Consider the following 25,563-nt stretch of genomic DNA (forward strand, 5'->3'; position numbering starts at 1 on the left):
CAGGGAAGCGTCGCCTCGACAATTCTTCCGCGGCTTTGGAGCTAGAGAGATGCGCTTCAGCAAGGTCCTTTCGGTGGTCGACTGCCATGCCGAAGGCGAAAGCGGCAAGGTGATCGTCGGGGGCGTCGGCCAGGTTCCCGGCGAGACCATGTTCGACAAGCGGGTTCATCTCGAAACCCACAGGGACGACATCCGCAAGATGGTGCTGTTCGAGCCGCGCGGGGCGGTCTGGCACAATGCCAATATCGTGCTTCCCTCCAATCACCCCGAAGCCGACATGGGCTATGTGATCCTGGAGACGACCGAGTATCCGGCGATGTCGGGCTCGAACACGATGTGCGTGGCGACGGTACTGCTCGAGGCCGGGATCCTGCCGATGCAGGAGCCGGTCACTCAATTGACGCTCGAGTCTCCAGCGGGCCTGATCAGGGTGCGCTGCGAATGCAGGGACGGCAAGGTGACGAGCGTCCGCCTCGTGAACCAGCCGGCCTTTTGCTACCATGTCGACGCCAAGATCGAAGTCGCAGGTTTCGGGAGCGTTCGGGTCGATATCGTCTATGGCGGCATGACCTACACCATGGTCAACGCCGCCGACCTCGGCTTCTCGATTGATCCCTCGGAAGCGCGCGAGCTCTGCGAAATCGGCCAGAAGCTCAAATTCGCGGCCGTCGAGCAATTGGCCGTCGAACATCCCGAGAACCCGGCCATTCCGGGGATCACCAACACGGAGTTCATGGGACCGCTGCGGCGGGAGAATGGCCAGCTTATCGCCAGGAACTGCGTCGTCGTCTCGCCGGGGCGCTGCGACCGCTCGCCCTGCGGCACCGGCTCGTCGGCGCGGCTGGCGCTGCTGCATAAGAAAGGCCTTATCCAACCCGGCGAAACGCTCATTCACGAGTCGATCACCGGCAGCCGCTTCACCTGCACCATCGACGGACTGACGAAAGTCGGGACGTACGACGCGGTGATACCGGCGATTGCCGGCCAGGCCTGGATCACCGGTCTCTACCAGATGGGCATGGACCCGACCGATCCCTATCCGGAGGGCTTCACGGTGGCCGACACCTGGATGACCACGGTTTGAATGCAGCAGCACATCGAGAAAAGATAAAAGATGAGCAATAACGAAGGTCCTGTCGTTGTCGTCGGCGCCGGCATTATCGGCACCACCATCGCCTACGAGCTGCAACGACGCGGGAAGGGCGCCGTGCTCGTCGAGAGGGATCCGGACTGCAAGGGCGCCTCCTACGGCAACATGGCATCGATCGCCGTCACCGAATTCATGCCGGCCTCGCGGCCTTCGGTCTGGGCGCAGATGCCGAAATGGCTGGTCGATCCTGAAGGGCCGGTGCGTATCCGCCCCTCCTATCTGCCGAAGCTCACGCCGTGGTTCCTCCGGTTTCTCGAAGCAAGCCGCCCGTCGCGGGTGAAAGAGCTGGAGGCGGCAGGCGCCGTGCTTTGCCGTCGCGTCTACGAAGACCTGATGCCGCTGCTGCAGGCGGCGGAACTGACGGACATGCTGACCGAGGAGGGCTGCCTGAGCCTCTATGCGGACGAGGCCGAGTTCAGGGCTGACCGCGAGCATATCGCGGTGCTCGAGCGCTTCGGCTTCCGCCACGACGTCCTCGGCGGCAATGCCATCCGCGATCTCGAACCGGCGCTGACCTCGAAGATCGCAAAGGCGGTACTCTTTCCCGACAACCGCTCGATCCGCGACCCCTACAAGCTCCTCCTGAAACTGCGCGAAAAGTTTCTCGCTCTCGGAGGCAGGATCGAGCAGGGCGAGGTCGTCGGCTTCGATAGTGGTGATCGCGTCAAAGCCGTCCGCCTGAAGGATGGCCGTTCGGTTTCTGCCTCTCGAGTCGTGCTCGCAGCCGGCGCCTATACCGGCAAGCTGGCGCGGCTTCTCGGCGAACCGGTCCCGCTCGAGACCGAGCGTGGCTACCACACCCAGATCATGGCGCCGGGATTCTCGATGCGCCACTCGATCATCTGGCCGGCGCGCGCCTTCATGGTGACCCCGACGGCCGGCGGCATTCGCGTCGGCGGCACGGTTGAGATGGCCGGTCTCGAGGCGGCGCCCGACTACCGGAGGGCGAAAGTGCTGGTCAAGCGCGCGCGCGAGGCGCTGCCGGATCTGCGGGCCGAGAAGGCGACGGAGTGGATGGGGCACCGGCCGGCGCTTCCCGATACGGTGCCGATCATCGGCCCTTCCGCGAAACACCGCGGCATCTTCTACGCCACCGGCCATGGGCATCTGGGCCTTACCTATGCGGCGACGACCGGACGGCTGATCGCCGACCTCGTGACGGGCGCTGAGCCCCCGATCGATCTCAAACCATACCGCGTCGACCGGTTCTGACGGCGAGCGCGGGAAACAATGGAGCGAACAATGCGCAGCGAACTCTATATCGATGGAAAATGGACGCCGGCCGCGAACGGCAGGACGTTCGACGTCGTCAATCCGGCGACGGAAGAAGTGATCCACAAGATCGCGGCGGCAACGGCGGAAGACGTCGATCTCGCCGTGAAGGCGGCACGCCGCGCCTTCGACAAGGACGGCTGGCCGAAGCTTTCGGGCGCACAGAGAGCAAAATACCTGCGCGCCATTGCCGAGGGCATCCGTGCCCGGCAGGCGGAGATCGCCCGTCTCGAGGTGATCGACAACGGCAAGCCGTTTCCCGAAGCCGATTGGGATATCGCCGACGCGGCCGGCTGCTTCGACTTCTATGCGGGCCTTGCCGAGCAGCTCGACAACAATCCCGGGGAGCCGATCGCGCTTCCCGACGCCCGGTTCACCTCCAAGGCGGTCAAGGAGCCGATCGGCGTCACCGGCGCGATCATTCCCTGGAATTATCCGCTGCTGATGGCCGCCTGGAAGGTCGCGCCAGCGCTTGCCGCCGGCTGCACGGTGGTGCTGAAGCCGGCGGAGGTCACCTCACTGACGGCGCTCGAACTGGCCGCGATCGCCGACGAAGTCGGGCTGCCGCCGGGCGTCCTCAACATCGTCACCGGCTCCGGATCGGTCGCCGGCCAGGCGATCATCGACCACAAGCAAGTCGACAAGCTCGCCTTTACCGGCTCCGGCCCGGTCGGTTCGAAGATCATGGCGGCCGCGGCCCGCGACATCAAGCGCGTCAGCCTCGAACTCGGCGGCAAGTCGCCCTTCGTGGTCTTCGACGATGCCGATATCGACGAGGCGGTCGAATGGATCATGTTCGGCATCTTCTGGAACCAAGGGCAGGTCTGCTCCGCGACGTCGCGCGTCCTCGTGCAGGAGGGCATTTACGATCAGCTGCTGGCGCGGCTTGTCGAGGAAACGCAGAAGATCAGGATCGGCGACGGTCTCGAAGACGGCGTGCTGCTCGGGCCGCTGGTCTACAAGCGCCAGCACGAGCAGGTCGTCGCGGCGATCGAGGCGGCGAAGGCCGCCGGTGCGATGGTCGCCTGCGGCGGCAAGCGGCCGGAAGGTTGCGACACGGGCTATTATCTCGAGCCGACGGTGCTGACCGACGTGCCGCTGGAGAGCGACGCCTGGCGTGAGGAGATTTTTGGCCCGGTCGTCTGCATTAAGCCGTTCGCGACCGAAGAGGAAGCGATCGAGCTTGCCAATGATTCCCGCTTCGGTCTCGCCGCGGCGGTGATGTCGAAGGATGACGTCCGTGCCGAGCGCGTCGCGAGCGCCTTCCGTGCCGGCATCGTCTGGATCAACTGCTCGCAACCGACCTTCACCGAGGCGCCCTGGGGCGGCTACAAGGAGTCGGGCATCGGTCGCGAACTCGGCCGCTGGGGTCTTGAAAACTATCTTGAGACGAAGCAGATCACCCGCTTTGCCGCCGGCGAGAAGTGGGGCTGGTACATCAAATGATGGCCTGGGATCGCTCGCTTGATTTGCTCGAGGTCCATTGCCAGGGCGAGATCGGCAAGGTGATTGTCGGCGGCGCGCCGGAAATTCCCGGCGCGACCTTGCTCGACAAGATGAACCACATCAACCGGGTCGACGACAGCCTCCGCCGCTTCGTCACCTTCGAGCCGCGCGCCAGCGTCGCCATGTCGGTCAACCTGCTCGTCACACCGACGCGGCCTGATGCGGATGCGGGCTTCATCGTGCTGCAGGCCGACCGCGCCCATCCGATGTCCGGCAGCAACTGCATCTGCGTCGTCACCGCCCTGCTTGAAAGCGGGCAGGTCGCGATCCGGGAGCCGGAAACGATCGTCCGCCTCGACACGCCCGCCGGGCTGATCGTCGCCCGCGCCACCTGCCGCGAAGGCCGCTGCCTGTCGGTCAGCCTTGATAACGTGCCGAGTTTCGCCGAGGCGCTGGATCGGGAGATCGAGACGCCGCGCTGGGGCCGCATCAAGGTCGATATCGCTTTCGGCGGCGTCTATTACGCGATCATCGATGTCGATGAGGTCGGAAGCGCGATTGCGCCGGCCAATGCGCGCTATCTCGCCGAAGCGGGGATCGAGCTGAAATCGCTGATCTCCGAGCAGGTGGCGGTGAAGCATCCGACGCTCACCGGCGTCGACGAGATTGCCTATGTGATGTTTCGCGGGCGCGAGCCGGACGGTGCGGTGCGCACCTGCACGACGCTGAAGCCGGGCCGCGTCGATCGCTCCCCCTGCGGCACCGGCAGTTCGGCGAACCTTGCGACACTTTACGCGCGCGGCGAGGTCGCGGTGGGGGAGCGGCGGACTTCACGGTCCATCATCGGCGGCGAGTTCGTGGCGGAAGCAATCGGGATCACCGAGGTCGGCGGACGTCCCGCCGTGCTGCCGCGGATCACCGGACGCGGCTGGATCTACGGCCGCGAACAGCTCCGCATTTCGGACGAGGATCCATTCAGGAGCGGCTTTGCGCTCTCCGACAGCTGGGGTCCGCAGGTCGATCAGCTCGGTTGAGGAGGCTACAATGTCCATCCAGTCCCTATCGGGCCAGACCGTCCTCGTCACCGGCGCTTCCGGCGGCATCGGCGCGGCCATCGTCGAGCGCCTGGCGGAAGAGGGCGTCCGTCCGATCATCCACTACGGCCGCGACCGAGCGGGAGCGGAAGCGCTGCTGGCGCGTATTTCCGGCGAGGGGTGGATCGTTCAGGCGGACCTTTCGGCGGCCGAGGGGGCATTCGACCTCTGGCGCCGGGCAGAAGAAGCGGCGGGCCGTATCCATGCGCTCGTCAACAATGCCGGGATCCGCACCGAGATTACGATCGACGCCGAGCCCGACGCGTGGCGGCAAGCCTGGCAGAAGGAGTTTCAGGTGAACTTCTTCGCCGCCGCCGATCTCTGCAGGCAGGCGCTTACGCATTTCAAGGCGCAGGGCGGCGGCCGGATCGTCAACATGGCGAGCCGCGCCGGCCAGCGCGGCTATGCGGCCGATGCCATGCCCTAGGGCGCACCGAAGGCGGCGCTCGTCAATCTCACGAAATCGATCGCCCGCAGCTTCGGTGCCGACGGCGTCGTGGCGCTGGCGATCGCGCCCGGCTGGGTGCGGACGGAGATGGCCGAGGACTTCATCGCGAAGTTTGGCAAGCAGGCCGCCGTCGCCGACATACCGATCGGCGAGATGGCTGAGGCCGCCGAAATCGCCGAACTCGTCGCCTTCGCGCTCAGGCCGTCGCAGCGGTCGCTGAACGGCGCGACGCTCGACGTCAATGGCGGCAGTTACATTCGATAGGACTTGAGGAGCGAGAGATGCAAAGATTCGAAGGCCAGGTTGCGGTCGTTACCGGCGGAGGCGGCGGCATCGGTTCGGGCATAGCGCGGCGGCTCGCGGAGGAGGGGGCGCTGGTCGTCATCTCAGACGTGAACGGCGACGCGGCAGGCGCCGTTGCGGCCGAGATCGTGACAGCCGGGGGTTCTGCCATTGCGATCGCCGCCGACATTTCTCAGCGGGAACCGTGCTGCGCTCTGATTGCCGAAGCATTTGACCAGAAGAAGCGCATCGACATTCTCGTCAACAATGCAGGAAGCAACCGGCGGGGCAACCTCCTGTCGCTGAGCGACGACGAATGGCACGCGAGCTTCGCGGTCAATCTCGATTCAATGTTCTATCTTTGCCGCGCTGCGATCCCGCACATGATCGAGGCGGGCGGCGGCGTCATCGTCAACACCGCCTCGCAATGGGGTCTCCATCCGGCGCCGAACCACATCGCCTATAACACCTCCAAGGCCGCGGTCGCCGCCTTCACCCAGAACCTCGCCCGCGACTACGCGCCGCACAAGATACGCGTCAACGCCGTCTGCCCCGGCGAAATCCATACGCCGATGCTGGAGGCGGGGGTGAAGCGGTCGGGACGGACGATCGCCGATCTCGACAAGGCTTGTTCCCTTCGGCCGGATCGGAAAGCCGGAGGAGGTCGCCGCCCTCGTCGCCTTCCTTGCCTCCGACGAAGCCGCCTTCATGTGCGGTTCGCTCGTCGAGATCACCGGTGCACAGGCGGTCGCTTAGCATTGTGCATTTAGGTGGAGTCACCCGACACAACATTCGGTAAAACGGACAGGTAGAGGGGTCGCCGAGCGAGATCACGCGGCGGCCGCTGATGCCAAATGGGCTTCTCCAAGCCAACCCTCACGACATGATCAATCCGCCATCGACGTTGATCGTCTGTCCGGTGATGTAAGCCGCATCCGCCGAGGCCAGAAAGGCGACGAGGGCGCCGACTTCGGCAGGCGTTCCGGCGCGGCCCATCGGTATGCCCTCGACCCATTCGGCCATCAGTTCGCCCGGGCCGTAATCGCCGAGCATCTGGCCCCAGACCCTGTCATTGTAGTCCCACATCTCGGTGTGGATGATGCCGGGGCAGATGGCGTTCACGGTAATGCCTTCGCGGGCGAGTTCCTTGGCAAGGCTTTGCGTCAGGCCGACGACGCCGAATTTCGAAGCGGCGTAGTGCGGGGTATAGATGAAGCCTTGGCGAGCCTGCCCGGAGGCGGTGTTGATCAGCCGGCCCTTCGTGCCGCTGGCGCGGAAGCGGCGGATCGCCTCCTGGCAGCACAGGAACACGCCCTTGGTGTTGACGTCGAGGTTCAGGTCCCATTCGCGTTCGGTCAGGTCCTCCACCTTGGCGATGGTGATGACCCCGGCATTCTGCACCGATACGGAGACCGCGCCGAGCTTCGCTTCGGCCGCGCCGTAGGCGTCCTGCACGGCCCGGGCGTCGGTCACGTCCAGCACGATGCCGATCACCTCGGCGCCGGTCTCAGTGGCGAGCGCCTCGGCGGCTGCCGGCGTGTCCTTCTCGATTGCCGCGATGGCGACCTTGGCCCCCTCATCGGCAAAGCGCTTGGCGATGCCGCGGCCGATCCCCTTGTTGCCCCCGGTGACGAAAACCGTCTGGCCCGCAAAACGTCTCATGGTCTTTCCTCCATAATGCGCGAGCTGCCTTAGGCTGATCTCGGGCAAGATCAGGCCGTGAGCCGAGCCGCAGTGAACTTGTCGGTGACAAGCACATCAATGACGCCGAGTTTCAGGGCGCCCGCAATGGCTTCGGTTTTCGATTCTCCGCCTGCCAGCGCCATCACACGGTCGGCTTTCCTGAGGTCTTCAAGCGAAATGCCGATGACACGGTCGTTGAGCGGCGTTTCGACGGGCTTTCCGTCCCTGTCGTAGAAGCGGTAGGAAATCTCGCCGACGGCGCCGGCCTCGTGCAGCATCGCCATTTCCTGGCGGGAGAACGTATTGCCGGAGCGGGCGAGGAGCTCGGACGGCTCCACCGCACCGATGCCGACGATCGCCAGGCTGAGCCGGCCGAAGAGGTCCATCGTTTCGCGCACGACCGGGTCGGCCAGCATCACGAGTTTCGCCTCGCGCGAGGAGGTGATGCCCTGGACGAGAAGCAGCCGCGGCTCGCCGCCGGTGAGCCTGGCAAGACGCGCCGTCAGCTGCGTGGCGTGGGTCTGGACCGAGGCGTCCCCCATGCCGCCGAGGATCTGCACGATGTATTTGGCCTTGGCGGTCTTCAGCGGGTGGATGTTGTCCACCATGCGCAGGATCGTCTGGCTCCAGCTCGAGACGCCGATGATCTCGTCCTGCTGCAGGGTGACCTCGAAGAAATGGGCGGCCGCCTCGCCGATGCGTGCCATGATCGCGCCGTCCCTGTCCTCGGAACAGTCGATGACGATCGCCTCCGTCAGGCCGTAGCGGTCGCGCAGCGCGGTTTCGAGATCGGCGAAGGTGCCCGGCGGCGGAATAACCGTGGTCCGGACGATGTCTTCCTGCTCGGCCCGCTTCAGCATACGCGACACGGTCGCCTGCGACATGCGCATGACCTCGGCGATCTCTGCCTGCCGCTTGCCTTCGATATGATACATCTGAGCAACTCGGGCGATCAGTCGCAGCTCGTTGAGCCGTCCCATGGAATCCTCCAGGCGTGAATTTTTATTCACTCATAGTGGAAGGGCCCGGAACGGTCGAGCGGTAGATTGCGTCCTGCCAAACCCGGAGGCGATCTGTGGCGTCGGAAACACGCGGCGCGATGGGATTGCCGGTGCGGGGCAGGGCGGCAATGGCGGCTAGATCGGGCCAGACGCCCAGCGAAAGCCCCGCCAGATAGGCGGCGCCAAGGGCGGAGGCCTCCGGCGCGTCGCACTGGGTGACGGCGTGGTTCAGCGTGTCGGCCACGCATTGCATCAGGAAGGTGTTCCTGCTCGGCCCACCATCCGCATAGAGGCGGCCGAGCGGCGTCGGCGATTGCGCCGACATGACCTTGAAGACGTCATGGACCTGGAAGGCCATCGAATCGGTCACCGCGCGAGCCAGCTGGGCGCGGGTGGTGTTGAAGGTGATGCCGGAAAACAGCGCCCGCGCATCGGACTGCCAATAGGGCGCGCCGAGGCCGACGAATGCCGGTACGAAGCCAGGCCCGCCGGGCTCGGCCGTCGCGGCAAGATCGGTCAAGGCCTGCACGTCGGGCAGACCCAGCATCTCGGCCATCCATGGGAGTGCTGCGGCCGAGACGAGGATATTGCCCTCGAAGGCATAGGTCGGCAGGCCGTCGATCGACCAGGCGATCGTCGTCGTGATGCCCTGCTCGGGCGCGATGAAGCGGGGCAGCGTCGTCATCACGGACGAGCCGGTTCCGAAGGTCACCTTGCCGTCGCCTGCTTTGAAGGCGCCATGCCCGAAGAGCGCCGCATGGCTGTCGCCGATCGCCGCGGCGATCGGAATGCCGTCCCTGAGGCCCGGCACGTTTCGGGTCACGCCGAAGCGCGACGCGCTGTCTCGCACTTCGGGCAAGGCGGATTTCGGCACGCCGAACAGTTCGCAGAGCTCGTCGCTCCAGGCCTGCCGGTTGAGGTCGTAAAGCTGACTGCGGGCGGCATTCGAATCGTCGCAGGCATGGACCGCGCCATCGGTGAAGCAATGGATCAGCCAGGCGTCGATCGTCCCGAGCCGCACTTCGTGTCCTGCAGACACGCGGTCCAGCAGCCACTTCATCTTCGGGCCGGGGAACATCGGGTCGATGGGCAGGCCGGTGAGCGCCTGCACGCGGGGCGCGTGGCCGGCTGCGACCAATTCGGCGCAGGCCGGTGCGCTGCGGCGGCACTGCCAGCTCACCACCGGCCCGAGCGGCCTGCCCGTTGCTGCATCCCAGATGGTGACGGACTCGCGCTGGTTGGAAATCGCGATACCGAGGATGTCGACGTCAGGACCGGCCTGCAGGCAGGCGGCAATCGCCTCCTTGACCGATTCCCAGATGCGCATTGGGCTCTGCTCCACCCAGCCGGGCTGCGGATGTTCGATGCCGACCAGAGACGAGCCGCGAGACAGGATTTCGCCGGCCGTGGAGACAAGAACGGCCTTTGAATTCGTGGTGCCCTGGTCGATGGCGAGAATGGCGTTCGTCATGGCAACTCCGGCAGGCATGAATTGGGGGCGCGGCTATAGGGAGGGTTTGCCGCGCCCGGCACGGACTCTAGACGCGCAGTATCAAGCGCGGGGAGACTTCCGTGCAATCAAAGCGATGGCCGCCTCAGTGATGGCGGCAGGCGACATGCCGAATTCGTCGAGCAGGAACTCGGCCGAGCCGGTCGGGGCGAAGATGCCCGGAACGCCGAGGATCCTCATCGGCACGGGAGCTTCGGCCACGACGACTTCGGCGATGGCCGAGCCGAGGCCCCCGAAGGTGGAATGCTCTTCCGCGGTCAGGATCGCCCCGGTTTCGCGGGCGGCGGCCACCACGGCCTCGACGTCGATCGGGCGGACCGTCGCCATGTTCAGCACCCGGGCCTCGATCCCCCGTTCGGCGAGGAGGTCGGCCGCCTTCAGCATGCGGTGGGTCAGCGTGCCGTTGGCGATCAGCGTGATGGCGTCGCCGTCACGCAGCAGGTTGGCCTTTCCAAGCTCAAATCTGTGTCCGGCCGGCAGCAGGTCCGGAACCCCGACGCGCGACAGGCGAAGGAACACCGGCCCCTTGTAATGGGCCGCCCATTCCACCGCCGCGGCGGTTTCGATCGAGTCACAGGGCGCAATCACCGGCAAGTTGGGCAGCACCCGCGTCCAGGCGAAGTCCTCGATCGAATGGTGCGTGGGCCCAAGCTCGCCATAGGCCATGCCGGAGGAAATGCCGATCAGCTTCACATTGGCGTTGGAATAGGCGATGTCGGCCTTGATCTGTTCCAGCGACCGGCCGGTCAGGAAGCAGGAGGCGCTGCAGACGAAGGGCAGCAGACCGCCATTAGCAAGACCGGCGCCCACGCCCACCATGGCCTGCTCGGCAATGCCGACATTGACCAGCCGTTCTGGCCATTTGGACTTGAACCCGTTGAGCTTCGACGAGCCGACGGAGTCGTTGCAGACTGCCACGATCTTGGGATTGTCCGCGCCAAGACGTTCCAGCACTGCGACGAAGGCGTCGCGGCAGTCGTGCAGCTTGGGAGAGGTGATCACGTCTTTCATCACAGGGGCTCCGAAAGCTCGGCCAGGGCGATCTGATACTGTTCGGCATTCGGCACCTTGTGATGCCAGTCGACCTTGTCCTGCATGAAGGAAATGCCGTGGCCCTTGTTGGTATGGGCGACGATTGCGTGCGGCCGGTTGCCGCGGCGCTCCAGTGCCGGAACGATTTCGTCCATGGCGTTGCCGTTGATCTCGGTGGCATCCCAGCCGAAAGCTTCGAGCTTGGCCGGGAAGGGGGCAAGATTGTTGGTGTCTTTCAGGGTGGCGCCCTGCTGGAAGCGGTTGTGGTCGATGATCAGCGTCAGATTATCCAGGCCGAACTGCGCCGCGGCGGCGATCGCCTCCCAGTTCGACCCTTCCTGCATCTCGCCGTCACCGGTGAGCACATAGGTGTGATACTCGGCGCCGGTCAGCTTGGCCGCCTTCGCCATGCCGACCGCGACCGGCAGGCCGTGGCCGAGCGGCCCGGTATTGGTCTCGACGCCCGGGATCTTGGTGCAGTTCGGGTGACCGTTCAGCCGCGAATGCGGCTTTAGGAACGTGCCGACCTCTTCCTCGGGCAGGAAGCCGCGCTTGGCGAGCGTCACATAGAGCGCCAGCGCGACATGGCCTTTCGACAGCACGAAACGGTCGCGGTCCGGATGCTTCGGCTGATCGGGCCAGACGCGCAGCACGCGGAAATAGAGCGCCGTCAGAATGTCGATGGCGGACATTTCCCCGCCGATGTGGCCGGCGCCGGCTTCGAAAACCGCCTGCAGATCGCGAAGTCGGATCTGTCGAGCGATGCGGTCGAGATCGTTCGGCTGCATGAATCCCTCTTACTGAATAAATATACAATTCTCTATATAATTGCACGCTGCGGCCGCATGTCAAGATACAGGAGGGAGAAATGCCCAGGCAGAACGAGGTTGACAGGACGCGGATCAATCATATACGAATTTACACACAGTTATGAATAATTATGCCAAGCTACTGGTGAGGAAGCCGGGGTAGCGAGAGGAGGGCGCCATGCTTGCGACAGCGACGGAGCGGCAAGGGTTCGCGGGCGGGATTTTTGCGTCGATGCGAGGGGCCACAGGTCCGCTGATCGGCCTCATCGTCCTGTGCCTGTTTCTCACCTTCGCCAGCGACAAGTTCCTTTCGATCAGGAACTTCCTGAACGTGCTCGATCAGATCACGGTGCTCGGCATCATGGCCGTCGGCATGACGATGGTCATCCTGATCGGCGGCATCGACCTCGCCGTCGGTTCTGTCATGGCGCTGGCAATGATGGTGCTTGGCTATCTGAACGTCGTTGCCGGCGTGCCGATGTGGATCGCCATTCCGCTCGCCCTGCTGGTCGCCTCGCTGAACGGCCTGATCGCCGGGCTTCTCATAACGCGCTTCAACGTGCCGGCATTCATCGCGACGCTTGCCATGATGTCGATCGCCCGCGGCCTGGCCAACATGATCACCGACGGCCAGCAGATCATCGGTTTTCCGACTTGGTTCAACATCATGGCCATCGTGCGCTTCGGCGGCTTCCTGACATTGACGGTCGCGGTCATGCTGGTGGTCTTCGTCGTCGGCCTCCTTTACCAGCGCTATCGCCATGGCGGGCGCGTCCTCTACGCCATCGGCGGCAACGCAGAGGTGGCGCGGCTTGCCGGCATCAACGTCCAGCGGGCGACCGTGCTTGTCTATGTGGTCTGCAGCTTCCTGGCGGGATTGTCGGGCATGGTGCTGGCGGCGCGGCTCGACTCGGTCCAGCCCTCGTCCGGTGTCTCCTACGAGCTCGACGCCATTGCGGCAGTCGTCATCGGCGGCACGTCGCTCTCCGGCGGAACGGGCGGCATCGGCGGCACCATAATCGGCGTGCTGATCATCGGAATCCTGCGCAACGGCCTCAACCTGCTGAGCGTATCGCCGTTCATGCAGCAGGTGATCATCGGCGGCGTCATCGTGCTGGCCGTCACCGCCGAGACTTATCGCAAGCGGAAATAGCCACTGTTCACCCCGCTTGCGGAAATGCCTGCGGGGAAGCGAAAACGGTCAGCAATGGTGCGGGCCGGCAAAAGGGAGGTGGAATCCTGTGAAGTCAGGAAATCCACAGAGCAACTCGGAGGAGAACCCCATGAAACTGTCCAACCTGCTGCTGGCGGCAACCACCGCTGCGGTCCTGATGTCCCCGCTCGGTGCATCGGCGACGGAAGTCAAGAAGATCGGCCTCGCCGTGCCGAACCTTCAGGCGGACTTCTTCAACCAGATCAAGCTCGGCGTCGAGAAATATGCGAAGGAGAAGGGCATCGAGGTCGTCGTGGTCGACGCGAAGAACGACACCGCCACCCAGGTCAACCAGGTTCAGGACCTGATGACGCAGGACATCAACGCGTTCATCTACATTCCGGCGGGTGCTGCCGCGGCCGCCGTGCCGACCCGCCTTGCCCGCGAAGCCGGCATTCCGGTGATCAATGTCGACCGTGTTCCGGAGGGCGCGCCGGGCGATACCTTCATCGCCGGCGAAAGCGTCGAATCCGCCTATGCCGTGTGCAAGCACATCATCGAAAAGGCCGGCGGCTCGGGCAAGATGGCGATCATCCACGGCCAGAAGGGCACGACGCCGGAAGTCGATCGCTTCACCGGCTGCAAGCGCGCCATCGACGAGGCTCCGGGCGTGGAACTCGTCGCCCAGCAGTGGAGCAACATGTGGTCGGCGGACGAAGGCTTCTCGATCGCCCAGAACATGCTGCAGGCAAACCCCGACATCAAGATCATCTTCGGCCAGGCGGACGGCCTGGCGATGGGCGCGGCCAAAGCCGTGGACGTTGCCAACCTCTCCGACAAGGTGATCATTGGCGGCTATGACGGCGACGTTTCGGCGCTCGAATATCTCGCCAAGTGCAAGGGTCCGTTCATCGCCACGGCGACGCAGAGCACCCAGAAGATGGGCGTCCTCGCGGTCGAATCGGCGCTTGCCGTGGCCGCCGGCCAGAAGGTCGAAGAGCGCCAGACGCCGAACGCCGTGTTGACGACCTGCGAGAATGCTCCGGAGTTCGTGAAGAGCCATCCATAAACTGTGTTGATGCCCGAAAGGCAGCGCCATGACCACCCAGTCTCCCATCCTCTCGCTCCGTGGGATCCAGAAGTCCTACGGCCCGATCAGGGTCCTGCACGGTGTCGACCTCGACATCTATCCGGGTGAGGTCGTGGCGCTGCTTGGCGAAAACGGTGCCGGGAAATCGACCCTGTCGAACATCATTTCCGGCACCGTGCAGCCGTCCGCCGGGGAAATGACCTGGCTTGGGGCAGTCTATGCGCCCGCCAATCCCCGTGCCGCGATGGACGAGGGGGTCGGCATGATCCATCAGGAGCTGAAACTGCTCCCGAAGCTCTCGATCGCCGAGAATGTCTTTGTCGGTCGCTATCCGATGAAGGCGGGCCGGGTCGACCGCAGGGCGATGGAGGAACGGGCGCGCAGCGGCCTCAAGCGGCTGGGTCTAGACATATCGCCCGACCGCCTCGTCGAAGGGCTCTCGACCGGCAAGCAGCAGCTCATCGAAATCGCCAAGGCGCTGACGCTCAATGCCCGCCTGCTGATCCTGGACGAGCCGACCGCGGCGCTCGGCGGCGAGGAAACCCAACTCCTCTTCCAGCAGATCGAACGGCTGAAGGCGGACGGGGTGGGCATCATCTACATCTCGCACCGTCTCGAGGAAATCCGCCAGATCGCCGACCGCGTCGTCGTCATGCGCGATGGCGCCAAGGTCAAGGAATTCGACAGCGGCGACGTGCCGATCCGCACCATCGTCGAGGCCATGGTCGGGCGCTCGCTCGAGCGCATGTTCCCGGCCCTGCCAGCGCCTCGGGAAGAGGTGACGCTTGAGGTCCGCGATCTCACCTCGCCGACGAATGCATTCCGCAATATCAGCTTTTCAGTCCGAAAGGGCGAGGTGTTCGGCATCGCCGGCCTGATGGGCGCCGGCCGAACCGAACTCGTGCGCGCCATCACCGGCGCCGATCCGATTTCGGGTGGCGAGATTCTCTTGAATGGCAAAGCCGTCACGCCCCGCTCGCCAATCGAGGCGATTCGCAGCGGGATGGTTCTCGTGCCGGAGGACCGCAAGCTCCAGGGCGTCGTGCTCGATCATTCGATCGCGGAGAACATCGGCTATGCCAATCTCGGCGCAATTGCCCGCAACGGCTGGGTTGCCTCCCGCCGTCTGCAACAGTTTACCGACGAGTGCATCAGGAAATTCGGCGTGAAGGGCCGCGGGCACCAGAACGCCGGCGAGCTTTCCGGCGGCAACCAGCAGAAGGTGGTGCTCGCCAAATGGCTGGCGCGCAAGCCGCAGGTCGTCGTGCTCGACGAACCGACGCGCGGCATCGATGTCGGCGCCCGCTCGTCGATCTACGACCTCATCATGGATCTCGCCCACCAGGGGGTCGCGGTCATCGTGGTCAGTTCCGATCTCGAAGAAGTGCTTGGCGTCTCCAACCGGATCATGGTCATGGCCCAGGGCAGACAGACCGGCATTCTTGACCGCGAGGACGCAAACGACGTGTCGGTCATGGAACTCGCGACGATTTGAACAAGGAAGAAATTCATGTCTGAAATCACGCTCAATGCGCCGAGATTGTTCGATCTCTCCGGCAACGTCGCCTTCGTCACGGGGGCGGGCAGCGGCATCGGGCAACGCATCGCCATGGGGCTGGCGCAGTGCGGCGCCGACGTTGCGCTGCTCGATCGCCGCACGGACGACGGACTGTCGAAGACCGCGGAATTCATCGCCGGCACGGGGCGCCGCAGCATCCGGATCGCCGCTGACGTGACCAATGGCGGGGCGCTCAACGAGGCGGTCGCCCGCACCGAAGCGGAACTCGGCCCGCTTGCCCTTGCCGTGAACGCGGCCGGCATCGCCAATGCCAATCCGGCCGAGGAGATGGAGGAAAGCCAATTCCAGACGATGATGGACATCAACCTGAAGGGCGTTTTCCTGTCCTGCCAGGCGGAAGCCCGCGCCATGCTGAAGAACGGCCGCGGCTCGATCGTCAACATCGCCTCGATGTCCGGCGTGATCGTCAACCGCGGCCTCAGCCAGTGCCACTACAATGCCTCGAAGGCCGGCGTCATTCATATGACGAAGTCGATGGCGATGGAATGGGTGGGCCGCGGCGTCCGCGTCAACACGATCAGTCCCGGCTACACGGCCACACCGATGAACACCCGGCCGGAAATGGTGCATCAGACCAAGCTGTTCGAGGAGCAGACCCCGATGCAGCGCATGGCGACGGTGGACGAGATGGTCGGGCCTGCCGTCTTCCTTCTTTCGAATGCGGCAAGCTTCGTGACCGGCGTCGACCTCCTGGTCGATGGCGGCTTCTGCTGCTGGTAAATATCACGGGGCCAGCCTGAGCGGGCCTCTTGCTTTTTGCCGGTGAAATTCCTTATCTACGCTTGTTCTCAGGGCGGGGTGAAAATCCCCACCGGCGGTATTCGGAGCAATCCGGGAGCCCGCGAGCGCTCCCGCCGATGCGGAAGGTCAGCAGACCCGGTGAGAGGCCGGGGCCGACGGTTACAGTCCGGATGGAAGAGGACAATGTCAGCAAACCGCTCGTTGTCGGGCGGCGCGGACTTGTTCGCCCAAGGGATGAATAGCGGCCGAAACGCCGCGGTTTGACGCCAATGCTGGCTACCCTTGAAAGGCAATGGAATGGCAATCTCGAAAATTGAAGACGCAATCGCGGCCCTGGCGCTGGGCGGCATGGTCGTGGTCGTCGACGACGAGGACCGGGAGAATGAAGGCGACATCATCGTCGCCTCGGACGCGGTGACGCCCGAAACGATCGCGTTCATGATGAAGCACGCCCGCGGGCTGATCTGCGTCGCGATGGAAGGAGAGCGTCTCGATGCCCTCGACATCCCGCTCATGGTCCCGCAGAACACCGAGCTCCACAAAACCGCATTCACGGTCTCCGTCGATTACCTACCCGCAACCACCACCGGCATTTCCGCAGCCGACCGGGCCGCGACCATCCAGGCGCTGATGGATCCCGGCGTGCGTCCGGCGGACTTCGCCCGGCCGGGGCATATTTTTCCGCTGCGGGCGCATACGAACGGCGTACGCGGCCGGCCGGGGCACACCGAGGCGGCAGTTGAGCTGGCACGCCTCGCCGGCAAGTCCCCATCGGGCGTCATCTGCGAAGTTGCCAACGACGACGGAACGATGGCCCGGCTTCCGGAGCTCGTGGTGTTCGCAGAAACGCACCGGCTTCCGCTGATCACCATCAGAGATCTGATCGCATTCGTCGAGCAGCCGGCCAACGCGACACAGGCTGCCTAACTGCCGAGTGAGGCACGCCGCCACGCGCTGCCTCTCGTCGGGCTCACTCGGGCAAGCCCGCCAGCCGCAATCCATCGGCGAACCGCGCCAGGTCTTCCGGCCGGTGGATCGGCAGCCAAGCCTTAAGATTGGAGACGCGTAAGGACGGATCAAGCGCACGCAGGCGCTGCATTGCGTGGCCCGCCTCGTCAAGGCGCCCGGCAAGCGCATGGCTTGCCGCCAGCAAAGCGACCGCGACCAGCAGGCTGGGCAGGTTCCCCAATGCCTTTTCCGCCCAGGCCGAGGCGGGATCAAAGCGCCCGGCGAAGAAATTTGCCAGCGCCATCCCGACCTGCATGCGGAACATTTCCGGATCCAGCGGGCTCAGCCGAACGGCATGGGCGAGGTGCTCCATTGCGGCGTCTGTCTCACCGCGAAGCGCGCGGAGCGCACCGCCGAGGAACCAGGCGGTGGCGAGATTGGGGTTGAGCAGCACGGCCCTGTCGAGCAAGGCGATGCCGCCGTCGAGGTCGCCGGCGAGATGGGCGAACGCATGCCCGCCTCTCGTCAGGGCGACCGCGTCGTCCCGGCCGTGTTCCACTGCCAGCCGCGCCAACCGCACGCCTTCGGCGATCTCGCGGTCCCGCTCGGTCATCCAGCCGTTTAACTTGCGCCAAAAATGGCACCAGGCCGCCGCGGCATAGGCCGAGGCAAATTCGGGGTCGAGCTCGATCGCCCTGTAAAACAAGCGCAGCGCCGCCTCGATTGCTTCGCGGGTTCCGTTGTGCAGCTTCGCCATACCGCGAAGATAGTAGTCGTAGGCGTCCAGGCTCTCCGTCGGCTTGCGCTTGGCGCGCTCGATCTCGGCGCGTTCGAGCTGAGGTGAGATCGCGCCGACGACGGTTTCGGCCATCTGGTCTTGCAGCTCGAAGATGTCGTCGAGCGTGCCTTCGAAGCGCTCCGCCCAGAGATGCGTCCCGCTCGTGGCATCGATGAGCTGCCCGGTGATGCGCACCTTGTTTGCCGCCTTGCGCACGCTGCCCTCCAGCACGTAGCGCACGCCGAGCTCTTGGCCGACGTCCTTCACATCCACCGTCCGGCCCTTGTAGGCAAAACTCGAATTGCGGGCGATGACGAACAGCCATCGGATGCGCGACAGTGCGGCTATGATGTCCTCCACCACGCCGTCGGCGAAATAGTCCTGCTCCGGGTCGCCGCTGAGATTCTGGAAGGGCAGGACGGTGATCGAGGGCTTGTCCGGAAGGACGAGCTTGGAAGGAGGCTCCCGCGCTTCGCCGGCGGAGTGACCGACGATGCTTTGCCCGTCGGGCTCGCTCGGCTTCGCGGCCTCGCCGGTCTCGATCGCGCCTATGAAGCGGAAGCCCTTGCGGGCGACCGTCCGGACCAGGCGCTGCTCCTCGCCGTTGTCGCCGATCGCCTTGCGAACCGCGTTGATGTGGCTGGTGATCGTCGATTCCGAGACGATCCGGCCGCTCCATACCGCCTGCAACAAATCGTCCTTGCTGACGACGCGGTCGCGGTTCGTGACGAGATGCAGCAGCAGGTCGAAGACCTGCGGTCCGACGGTCACCACTTCCGAGCGCAGGGTCAGCTCTCGACGCTCGGGGTCGAGCACATAGTCTCCAAACACGAATTGCACGTCGGCATCCCTCGACCGAGCGGCTCGGCTTGCCAGCCGGAGCAGCGGCGACACTTCTGTCCATTGATAGCACGGCTCGCCGTAACGCGCGCGCACCTCGGCCGCAAGGATGATCGGCAGCCGCCTTGGACGAATAACCAAGCTTCCCTCAAGGTCAATTCAAGCCCGCGGCAAGGACTTCCGGCAAGCTTGCAGGCACTCTCCACCCGGATCGACGGCAATGGTGCGGTCGGCAGAAACGGAGAGAGCCATGAAGATCGTCGTCATTGGAGGCACCGGCCTCATCGGATCGAAAGTCGTGAAGAACCTCAGGGAGCGCGGCCATGAGGCCCTCGCCGCTGCCCCGAACACCGGCGTCAACACCATCACCCGCGAGGGCCTGGCCGAAGCGCTGGACGGGGCGGAGATCGTCGTCGACGTCGCCAACGCGCCGGTTTGGGAAGACAAGGCAGTCCTCGAATTTTTCGAAACGTCGGGCCGCAACCTGTTGGCCGCGGAAGCTGCCGCCGGCGTCCGCCACCACGTGGCCCTCTCGATCGTCGGCAGCGAACGGCTTCCCGACAACGGCTACTTCCGGGCGAAGGTCGCGCAGGAAAACCTTATCAAGGCGTCCGGCATTCCCTATACCATCCTGCGCGCCACGCAGTTCTTCGAGTTCGTCAACGGCATTGCCCAGGCGGGGACGGTCGGCGAGGAAATTCGCCTGTCGCCGGCGCTTTTCCAGCCCATGGCCTCCGACGACGTTGCGGCGGCGCTCACCGATGTCGCGCTCGCGCCGCCTGCAAACGGCACGGTCGAAGTCGCCGGTCCGGAGGCGATGCCGCTCGACGAGTTGGTCAGGCGCTTCCTCAAGGCAACCAAGGACACGCGCAAGGTCGTACCGGACGTTCACGCCCGCTACTTCGGCTCCGTCCTCGACGATCAATCGCTGACCCCAGGCAGCAATGCACGCATCGGTGCAATCCGGTTCGAGGATTGGCTCGCCCGGCAAGCCGCCCACTGAGTCTCCGGCGAGCCGCCAAGATGAACGCGGCCCCGCACATCTTTACGACAGCTACCCTCGAAGGAGAAATGCCATGCTTGCACGATTTCTCTCGGCTGCTGCCCTGGCAGCGCTTTCGATCACTGCAGCTTCCGCCGATGACAGGCCGGCGGGCAAGGTGACCGTCGTCTTCGACCACGCGCTTCCCAACGTCCCTGGCAAGAGCATGAAGGGCGTGCTCGTCGAGTACGGGCCGGGCGGCGGGTCGCCGGCCCACACTCATCCGAAGTCCGCCTTTATCTATGCGACGGTGCTCGAGGGCGCGATCCGCAGCAGCGTCAACGGTTCGCCGGAAAAGGTCTACAGGGCCGGCGAGAACTTCTACGAGGAGCCGGGCTCCCATCATCAGGTGAGCGCGAATGCCAGCGACACGGAACCTGCCCGACTGCTGGCGGTGTTTGTCGTCGACACCGACGAAACGGAACTGACCACGCCCATCGGACAATAACCACGTCGTTCGATGCCCGCAGCCCTGGGAGGCAACCGCCGCAAGGGCTGCTTACCGGGCCATCGGCATTTCAACAGGAACTGAGAAAATGGATACGCTCGAGGACAAGATCGCCATCGTCACCGGCAGGAGCCCCGCGAAAGGTGTCGTCGCGGCGAAGTCCAAAAAGAAAAAGATCGCCGGCTTGGCTCTGTGCGTCGGCGCCGTCGCCGTCATGGCCGGCGGCTGGGCCTGGGCCCGTTCGGGCGGCGGGGCGTCGACCGACAATGCCTATGTCCGCGGCGACGTGACTTCGCTCGCGCCGAAGGTTGCGGGCTATGTCACGGCCGTTGCGGTTCAGGACAACCAGACGGTCCGAGCGGGTGACGTCCTGTTCCGCATCGACGATCGCGACTACCGTGCACGGCTTCAACAGGCCGTCGCCAATGTCGAAGCCGCCCAGGCTCGGCTCATCAACGTCGATGCGGAGACCGAGCTTCAGCATGCCCTCATCCGCCAGGCCGAAGCCCAGAGCCGGTCGGCCGTGGCGGAGCTCAATTTTGCGATCAAGGCCTATGATCGCCGCCGCGAACTAATCCGCAGCAACACGATCAGCCAGGCCCATGTCGACGAAAGCGATGCGGCACGCACGAGAGCCGAGGCGAACGTGTCAGCCGCCGCCGCAACGGTAGAGGCGCAGCAGCACCGCATCGCCGTCCTTGCCGCTCAGCGCGAAGCGGCCGTTGCTGCCGTGGCGCAGGCGGAGGCGGCGCGCGACCTCGCCCAAATCGATCTCGACAGCACCATCGTACGCGCGCCGGTCGCGGGCGTCATCGGCAACCGCCAGGTCCGCGTCGGTCGGCTTGTCGCGCCCGGCGCCTCCTTGCTCGACATCGTTCCGGTCAATTACGTGTGGGTTGTGGCCAATTTCAAGGAAACCCAGCTCGAACATATCCGGCCCGGCCAGCGCGCCCGCATCACCATCGACGGCTACCCGAACGGGGTGCTTGACGGCGTGGTTGACAGCTTTGCGCCCGGCAGCGGGTCCGCCTTCAGCCTGCTCCCCGCTGACAATGCGACAGGCAACTTCGTTCGCGTCGTCCAACGCGTTCCGGTGAAGATCCGGCTTGCCAAAAATCCGTCCCCCGGACGCATCGTGCCCGGCCTCTCCGCGCGCGTCGAAATCGCGCAGGGAGGCGGCTCATGACCACAGTTTTCACGGCCACAGAGAGCCGCGACAGATCCGCGGCCGGAACCCTTCTAATTGCCGGCATCGTGCTTGCCACCCTCACCGAGGCGGTCGCCAGCACCGTGCTGTCGCTCGGACGCGGCGACATCATCGGCGACACCTACGCGACGCCGGACGAGTTCGCCTGGCTGGACATCGGATATACGACGCTCAAGCTCATCGGGTTCCTGGCTGCCCCCTGGCTCATGAACCGTGTTCGGCCGCTGAACCTCGTCATCGGCGCCACCCTCGTCATGGGCATCGCCTGCGGCACTGCCGCCATAACCGATCGCCTCGACCTGCTGGTCGCGCTCCGCATCGTTCAGGGCCTTTCCGGCGGCATCCTGCTTGTCGGCGGCCAGGCCATCATCTTCTTCACCTATCCGCGATCCCGCCAGCCTATCCTTCAGGCGCTGTTCGCGATGGGAGCCGTCGTCGCCCCCGCGACGATCGCGCCTGCCCTCCAGGGGTGGTTGCTCGACAGTCAATCCTGGACATGGATTTTCTTTAGCGTCGTTCCGGTCGCGCTCGCCGCTGTCGGGCTGCTGTTGATCGCCGACCCGCCGGAAACCCCCGAGACCGTGCGCCGTCCGTTCGATTGGATCGGCTTCGCGCTGATCTCGCTCTCGCATTTCTGCTTCACCTATGTCTTCAGCCAGGGCAGCCGATGGGATTGGTTCGAGGAACCGCGCATCCTGTGGCTGACTGTGATCGGTCTCGCCGCTCTGCTGGCATTTCTCGGCCAGCAGGTGCTGGCCAAGGGACGGGGCCTCCTCGACTTCACCCTGTTCGGATCGGAAGATTTCACCTTCGCCTTCATCGTCAGCTTCGTCGCCGGCGCCGCCTTGTTCGGAAGCGCGTTCCTGATCCCGTCCTTTGCCGTCTCCATCCTCGCCTTCAGGCCGACGGACGCCGGCTTGCTCCTGTTGCCAAGCGGCGGGCTTTTCATCGCCGCTCTGCTCGTCGCCGCCGTTCTCTTCCAGGTGCGCCGCGTTCCGCCCTTCGCCACGGTGCCATTCGGCATCCTGCTGATCATGATCGCGATGTGGATGCTGTCCGGGTCGACCATCGAGAGCGGCGCCGACGACATGATGGCAGCGATCCTGTTGCGCGGCCTCGGCCTTGGCTTCCTGTTCCTGTCGATCACCCTGATCGCTTTCAGCAACCTCGGCAGCCGAAACCTCGCCTCCGGAATCGGGCTCTTCAATACGGGCCGCCAGCTTGGCGGGCTCGCGGGAGTCGCCGCGCTCCAGACGCTGATCGACCATAACGTCGTCGCCAATCTCGCCGTCCTCGGCGCAAATGTCACCGCCGGCAAGCCCGCGGTCATCGAACGACTGACGGCGACGGCGGCCATGCTGACAGCGAAGGGGATGGACGCGCCCGAAGCCGGCCGGGCGGCGACCAGCCTTCTCGGCCGGGCCGTGACAGGTCAGTCCAGCGTGATCGCCTTCGACACGGCATTCAATGCGGTGGCGCTGCTTTTCGTCGTCGCCGCCCCGCTGTTGGTCGGCATGAAGATCGGGCTGGGCCGATACGCGAAAGCGCGCTCTGCCCGGTTGCTGAAGGCGAAGGCGTCGTAGCGCGGGCAACTGTTGCGCATCGATGTTGCCCCCCCTATGCTTTCGGGCAATTTCGCCCCACGGCTTTCGACGGCATGGGGAAGCATGCGACGCTAGGCGGGAACCTTGCTTTACGCAGAGGGACCGCCTGGTCTGTCGTGCGGGCGTTGCAGATGCAATCGGGGTCGCATGTCGGATAACAACGCTGCACAGGCATCGTTTCAATTTCGCGGTTCGTCATTCGACAGCATGATCGAAACGCTCGGCGGCGCTTTCGGCACATTCGCTGCCGAGCCGATCAGCGAGGCGCAGAATTTCCGTTGGGGGATCGACCTTTCGGCCTGCGACAGTGCCGTGTTGATCACGGGCTATCATCAAAGCGATTTCGAGTTCCACATCGAGCCGACCGCCGATACTGCGGAGTATCTGTCGATCGTCGTGCCTCGAAACGGCGGCATGGGCGTGACCTACGGGCCGCGGATGGCCGAAGCGGGGCCAGGGGGATTGCTCCTCTACAACAATTTCGAACCCAATAGCGTCATCATGCACGGGGAAGACAACCTCGTGGACGAGCTCCTGATCAATTGGTCTGTCGTCCTTCAGACATTGGGTCAGACCTTCGAGGCGCCCTTCGACGGATCCCTGAACCTGCTGCCGCAGGTGAGCTTGTCCACGCCGGCCGGCCAGTTGATCGGCAATCTTGCAGAAACGATCATGGGCGGCATACGCAACGGCGGTCCCTTGCTGCAGTCGCCAATCGCTATGGCGCACTTGACGCAGGCGCTTGCCGACGTGGTGGTGCGCCTGGTCCCCCACCGGCTATCGCACTTGCTGGACAAGAAGCCGTGCCTGATCGCCCCGCGCCATGTCCGCCGGGCGATCGAGTTCATGCAAGCCAATATCAATCAGCCGATCACCATGCCTATGGTTGCCGAAGCTGCCGGCGTTTCCGTCCGAGCTCTGGAAACCGGCTTCCGCGCCTTCCGGGATACGACGCCCGCCGCCTATCTCCTCAGGCTTCGCCTGCGCTCGGCACGCCAGGACCTCCTCGATCCCGAGAACAATCAGACCCTGAGAGCGATCTGCCTGAAATGGGGCTTCTTTCATTTCGGGCGGTTTTCCGCGGTCTACAGGGCGACCTATGGAGAAAACCCCTCCGATACAAGGCGGCGCGTCGGCGGTTCTGTTTTCACGGGCGCGGACGTCCTGCGGTGAATGCGGCGTTCGGCGTGAAAGTATCTGCCGCGGGACACCTGCAACTCGGTGCATCGAATGCAGCCTGTTGCATTACAAGGTCCATTGTATGATGCTGTGCCGCCGCTGCGATGTATTATGGCATACCTTTCAGCGTGACGGCGCCACCCGCGGAATTCTGCTCATAGAATGTAAGCAAGGAGAAGAGTATCGATGGCATTGGGGGATTCGGCGACGCGTCCGGACTGGGTGTCGTTCGAAGGGCGCGACCCGGACCGCCTTGCAGCAACGCTGACGAGTTGGGTCTCCAGTGTCGTCGTCCGGCCGCTTGGCAGGGAAAGCATCTACTACAATTGCGCCTGGGCGAATGCCGGCATTTTATCGATCGGCTGCACGCATATCGATGGGCGGATCCTCTTCGAGAGCGAGGCCGACGGTCAGCTGGTGCTGATCGTGCCGCTTCGTGGCGGTGTAGATCTTCGCATGGGAAGGCAGGCCTTTTGCACATCGCCGGGCCGGGGCGCAGTCATAGAAGGCGACCGCCGCATTGCTGCTCAATCCCTGAGCGCTCGCGAGCACATGTTCGTCGCTATCGATCGAGCTGCGCTGTTGCGCCAGCTCTGCGACATTGTCGAAATGCCGGTTTCCGGAGCCCTGGAGTTCTCGCCGGAACTCGACCTGTTGTCGGGACCGGGAACAGCAATTGCCAGCATGGCCGAGACGCTGAGAGCGGGCCTTACTGGCGATGCACCGTTGCGCAGGTCGCCCCTCGCGCTGACAAACTTAAGTGAGGCCTTGATCCAGCTGCTCCTCGACACGGTGCCTCACCGCTTCTCGGAAAGAATGCGCCGCGCGGTTTCGCCGGTCCCGCGGCATGTGAAGAAGGCGGTCGATTTCATGATGGCCAACCTGTCGAGGCCGATTACCCTGGTAGAGGTCGCCGCCGCCTGCGGGGTCAGTTCGCGTACCCTCCAGCAGGGGTTTCGCCAATTCAAAATGACCACCCCGATGAGCTACCTCCAGGATCTGCGGTTGAAGGCGCTTCGCGAAGAGCTGACCCAGGCCTGGCCGGGGCAAAGCGTCGCCGACATAGCGCTCAAATGGGGCTTTACGCATATGGGGCGTCTGGCGACCGATTACCGCAACCGTTTCGGAGAGCTTCCATCCCAGACACTCCGCTCCTGTTGAGCGGCCGGCCGGGACGGCTGCACCCCTCGCGCCCAATTGCCGGCGATCGCTCGAATTCGTCGAATC

21 protein-coding genes, 2 pseudogenes and 1 riboswitch are annotated in these 25,563 nt (G+C 64.6%); of the genes and pseudogenes, 17 read left to right on the forward strand and 6 right to left on the reverse strand.

Annotation, left to right across the window (positions count from 1 at the left end; all coding sequences use genetic code 11):
• The first annotated feature begins 49 nt into the window (after positions 1 to 49).
• From CO656_RS24730 to CO656_RS24755, 6 genes and pseudogenes are all read left to right on the forward strand, one after another.
• Positions 50 to 1,084, forward strand: coding sequence for a proline racemase family protein (locus CO656_RS24730; RefSeq protein WP_097527494.1), 1,035 nt, complete (start codon positions 50 to 52; stop codon positions 1,082 to 1,084).
• Between the two features lie 30 nt (positions 1,085 to 1,114).
• Positions 1,115 to 2,362: an FAD-binding oxidoreductase gene (locus CO656_RS24735; protein ID WP_097527495.1), complete on the forward strand. Its 1,248-nt coding sequence runs from the start codon at positions 1,115 to 1,117 to the stop codon at positions 2,360 to 2,362.
• Between the two features lie 30 nt (positions 2,363 to 2,392).
• Complete coding sequence (locus tag CO656_RS24740; RefSeq protein WP_179864838.1) at positions 2,393 to 3,868, forward strand: aldehyde dehydrogenase family protein; 1,476 nt, start codon at positions 2,393 to 2,395, stop codon at positions 3,866 to 3,868.
• On the forward strand, positions 3,868 to 4,902 hold the full coding sequence (locus tag CO656_RS24745) for a proline racemase family protein (RefSeq protein ID WP_097527531.1): 1,035 nt from the start codon (positions 3,868 to 3,870) through the stop codon (positions 4,900 to 4,902). Before CO656_RS24740 ends, CO656_RS24745 begins: the two co-directional genes overlap by 1 nt.
• Positions 4,903 to 4,912: 10 nt before the next feature.
• Positions 4,913 to 5,674 (forward strand): annotated as a pseudogene (locus CO656_RS24750) (SDR family oxidoreductase).
• A 17-nt stretch (positions 5,675 to 5,691) separates the two neighbouring features.
• Positions 5,692 to 6,448: pseudogene (locus CO656_RS24755) on the forward strand (SDR family NAD(P)-dependent oxidoreductase).
• Between the two features lie 120 nt (positions 6,449 to 6,568).
• On the opposite strand, the gene CO656_RS24760 reads toward CO656_RS24755, so the two are convergent.
• The 5 genes from CO656_RS24760 to CO656_RS24780 form a co-directional block, all read right to left on the reverse strand.
• Complete coding sequence (locus tag CO656_RS24760; protein WP_097527497.1) at positions 6,569 to 7,354, reverse strand: SDR family oxidoreductase; 786 nt, start codon at positions 7,352 to 7,354, stop codon at positions 6,569 to 6,571.
• Between the two features lie 50 nt (positions 7,355 to 7,404).
• On the reverse strand, positions 7,405 to 8,355 hold the full coding sequence (locus CO656_RS24765; protein ID WP_018236870.1) for a sugar-binding transcriptional regulator: 951 nt from the start codon (positions 8,353 to 8,355) through the stop codon (positions 7,405 to 7,407).
• A gap of 22 nt (positions 8,356 to 8,377) precedes the next feature.
• Positions 8,378 to 9,847, reverse strand: coding sequence for an FGGY-family carbohydrate kinase (locus tag CO656_RS24770; protein WP_097527532.1), 1,470 nt, complete (start codon positions 9,845 to 9,847; stop codon positions 8,378 to 8,380).
• Between the two features lie 81 nt (positions 9,848 to 9,928).
• On the reverse strand, positions 9,929 to 10,897 hold the full coding sequence (locus CO656_RS24775; RefSeq protein WP_097527498.1) for a transketolase family protein: 969 nt from the start codon (positions 10,895 to 10,897) through the stop codon (positions 9,929 to 9,931).
• Positions 10,897 to 11,706: a transketolase gene (locus tag CO656_RS24780; RefSeq protein ID WP_097527499.1), complete on the reverse strand. Its 810-nt coding sequence runs from the start codon at positions 11,704 to 11,706 to the stop codon at positions 10,897 to 10,899. Before CO656_RS24780 ends, CO656_RS24775 begins: the two co-directional genes overlap by 1 nt.
• A 199-nt stretch (positions 11,707 to 11,905) precedes the next feature.
• Here CO656_RS24780 and CO656_RS24785 point away from each other — a divergent pair, with 199 nt between their 5' ends.
• From CO656_RS24785 to ribB, 5 genes are all read left to right on the forward strand, one after another.
• The gene (locus CO656_RS24785) at positions 11,906 to 12,880 is read left to right on the forward strand and encodes an ABC transporter permease (RefSeq protein WP_097527500.1); all 975 of its coding nucleotides are present in this window, start codon (positions 11,906 to 11,908) and stop codon (positions 12,878 to 12,880) included.
• Positions 12,881 to 13,010: 130 nt separating this feature from the next.
• A complete protein-coding gene (locus CO656_RS24790) occupies positions 13,011 to 13,949 on the forward strand; it encodes a substrate-binding domain-containing protein (RefSeq protein WP_097527501.1) in 939 nt (312 codons plus the stop codon).
• Positions 13,950 to 13,977: 28 nt separating this feature from the next.
• Positions 13,978 to 15,465 (forward strand): sugar ABC transporter ATP-binding protein, encoded by a 1,488-nt coding sequence (locus CO656_RS24795; protein WP_097527502.1) that lies wholly within the window; start codon positions 13,978 to 13,980, stop codon positions 15,463 to 15,465.
• A gap of 15 nt (positions 15,466 to 15,480) precedes the next feature.
• On the forward strand, positions 15,481 to 16,269 hold the full coding sequence (locus CO656_RS24800) for an SDR family oxidoreductase (RefSeq protein ID WP_097527503.1): 789 nt from the start codon (positions 15,481 to 15,483) through the stop codon (positions 16,267 to 16,269).
• Positions 16,270 to 16,329: 60 nt separating this feature from the next.
• A riboswitch (FMN riboswitch) is annotated at positions 16,330 to 16,476 on the forward strand.
• Positions 16,477 to 16,587: 111 nt separating this feature from the next.
• Positions 16,588 to 17,217, forward strand: a complete 630-nt coding sequence (gene ribB, locus CO656_RS24805; protein ID WP_097527504.1) for a 3,4-dihydroxy-2-butanone-4-phosphate synthase — start codon at positions 16,588 to 16,590, stop codon at positions 17,215 to 17,217.
• Positions 17,218 to 17,260: 43 nt separating this feature from the next.
• Here ribB and CO656_RS24810 read toward each other — a convergent pair whose 3' ends face one another.
• Positions 17,261 to 18,856 (reverse strand): winged helix-turn-helix domain-containing tetratricopeptide repeat protein, encoded by a 1,596-nt coding sequence (locus CO656_RS24810; RefSeq protein WP_037424701.1) that lies wholly within the window; start codon positions 18,854 to 18,856, stop codon positions 17,261 to 17,263.
• Between the two features lie 250 nt (positions 18,857 to 19,106).
• Between CO656_RS24810 and CO656_RS24815 the strand changes: the two genes are divergently transcribed.
• From CO656_RS24815 to CO656_RS24840, 6 genes are all read left to right on the forward strand, one after another.
• Positions 19,107 to 19,859 carry an SDR family oxidoreductase gene (locus CO656_RS24815; RefSeq protein ID WP_097527505.1) on the forward strand — a complete coding sequence of 251 codons (753 nt, stop codon included), beginning with the start codon at positions 19,107 to 19,109 and terminating at the stop codon, positions 19,857 to 19,859.
• A 73-nt stretch (positions 19,860 to 19,932) separates the two neighbouring features.
• Positions 19,933 to 20,346 (forward strand): cupin domain-containing protein, encoded by a 414-nt coding sequence (locus CO656_RS24820; protein ID WP_097527506.1) that lies wholly within the window; start codon positions 19,933 to 19,935, stop codon positions 20,344 to 20,346.
• An 88-nt stretch (positions 20,347 to 20,434) separates the two neighbouring features.
• Positions 20,435 to 21,532 carry an HlyD family secretion protein gene (locus CO656_RS24825; RefSeq protein WP_097527507.1) on the forward strand — a complete coding sequence of 366 codons (1,098 nt, stop codon included), beginning with the start codon at positions 20,435 to 20,437 and terminating at the stop codon, positions 21,530 to 21,532.
• Positions 21,529 to 23,136 carry a DHA2 family efflux MFS transporter permease subunit gene (locus CO656_RS24830; protein ID WP_097527508.1) on the forward strand — a complete coding sequence of 536 codons (1,608 nt, stop codon included), beginning with the start codon at positions 21,529 to 21,531 and terminating at the stop codon, positions 23,134 to 23,136. Before CO656_RS24825 ends, CO656_RS24830 begins: the two co-directional genes overlap by 4 nt.
• A gap of 168 nt (positions 23,137 to 23,304) precedes the next feature.
• The gene (locus CO656_RS24835) at positions 23,305 to 24,330 is read left to right on the forward strand and encodes a helix-turn-helix domain-containing protein (RefSeq protein WP_037424653.1); all 1,026 of its coding nucleotides are present in this window, start codon (positions 23,305 to 23,307) and stop codon (positions 24,328 to 24,330) included.
• Positions 24,331 to 24,522: 192 nt separating this feature from the next.
• Positions 24,523 to 25,497, forward strand: coding sequence for an AraC family transcriptional regulator (locus tag CO656_RS24840; RefSeq protein WP_097527509.1), 975 nt, complete (start codon positions 24,523 to 24,525; stop codon positions 25,495 to 25,497).
• Positions 25,498 to 25,563: the final 66 nt, after the last annotated feature.

Source organism: Sinorhizobium sp. FG01, from assembly GCF_002531875.1.
In the GTDB taxonomy this organism is placed as follows: domain Bacteria; phylum Pseudomonadota; class Alphaproteobacteria; order Rhizobiales; family Rhizobiaceae; genus Sinorhizobium; species Sinorhizobium fredii_C.

Coding starts and splice junctions, on each gene's coding strand:
- CO656_RS24730 (WP_097527494.1), top strand. CDS start 50: ATGCGCTTCAGCAAGGTCCTTTCGGTGGTCGACTGCCATGCCGAAGGC.
- CO656_RS24735 (WP_097527495.1), top strand. CDS start 1,115: ATGAGCAATAACGAAGGTCCTGTCGTTGTCGTCGGCGCCGGCATTATC.
- CO656_RS24740 (WP_179864838.1), top strand. CDS start 2,393: ATGCGCAGCGAACTCTATATCGATGGAAAATGGACGCCGGCCGCGAAC.
- CO656_RS24745 (WP_097527531.1), top strand. CDS start 3,868: ATGGCCTGGGATCGCTCGCTTGATTTGCTCGAGGTCCATTGCCAGGGC.
- CO656_RS24760 (WP_097527497.1), bottom strand. CDS start 7,354: ATGAGACGTTTTGCGGGCCAGACGGTTTTCGTCACCGGGGGCAACAAG.
- CO656_RS24765 (WP_018236870.1), bottom strand. CDS start 8,355: ATGGGACGGCTCAACGAGCTGCGACTGATCGCCCGAGTTGCTCAGATG.
- CO656_RS24770 (WP_097527532.1), bottom strand. CDS start 9,847: ATGACGAACGCCATTCTCGCCATCGACCAGGGCACCACGAATTCAAAG.
- CO656_RS24775 (WP_097527498.1), bottom strand. CDS start 10,897: ATGAAAGACGTGATCACCTCTCCCAAGCTGCACGACTGCCGCGACGCC.
- CO656_RS24780 (WP_097527499.1), bottom strand. CDS start 11,706: ATGCAGCCGAACGATCTCGACCGCATCGCTCGACAGATCCGACTTCGC.
- CO656_RS24785 (WP_097527500.1), top strand. CDS start 11,906: ATGCTTGCGACAGCGACGGAGCGGCAAGGGTTCGCGGGCGGGATTTTT.
- CO656_RS24790 (WP_097527501.1), top strand. CDS start 13,011: ATGAAACTGTCCAACCTGCTGCTGGCGGCAACCACCGCTGCGGTCCTG.
- CO656_RS24795 (WP_097527502.1), top strand. CDS start 13,978: ATGACCACCCAGTCTCCCATCCTCTCGCTCCGTGGGATCCAGAAGTCC.
- CO656_RS24800 (WP_097527503.1), top strand. CDS start 15,481: ATGTCTGAAATCACGCTCAATGCGCCGAGATTGTTCGATCTCTCCGGC.
- ribB (WP_097527504.1), top strand. CDS start 16,588: ATGGCAATCTCGAAAATTGAAGACGCAATCGCGGCCCTGGCGCTGGGC.
- CO656_RS24815 (WP_097527505.1), top strand. CDS start 19,107: ATGAAGATCGTCGTCATTGGAGGCACCGGCCTCATCGGATCGAAAGTC.
- CO656_RS24820 (WP_097527506.1), top strand. CDS start 19,933: ATGCTTGCACGATTTCTCTCGGCTGCTGCCCTGGCAGCGCTTTCGATC.
- CO656_RS24825 (WP_097527507.1), top strand. CDS start 20,435: ATGGATACGCTCGAGGACAAGATCGCCATCGTCACCGGCAGGAGCCCC.
- CO656_RS24830 (WP_097527508.1), top strand. CDS start 21,529: ATGACCACAGTTTTCACGGCCACAGAGAGCCGCGACAGATCCGCGGCC.
- CO656_RS24835 (WP_037424653.1), top strand. CDS start 23,305: ATGTCGGATAACAACGCTGCACAGGCATCGTTTCAATTTCGCGGTTCG.
- CO656_RS24840 (WP_097527509.1), top strand. CDS start 24,523: ATGGCATTGGGGGATTCGGCGACGCGTCCGGACTGGGTGTCGTTCGAA.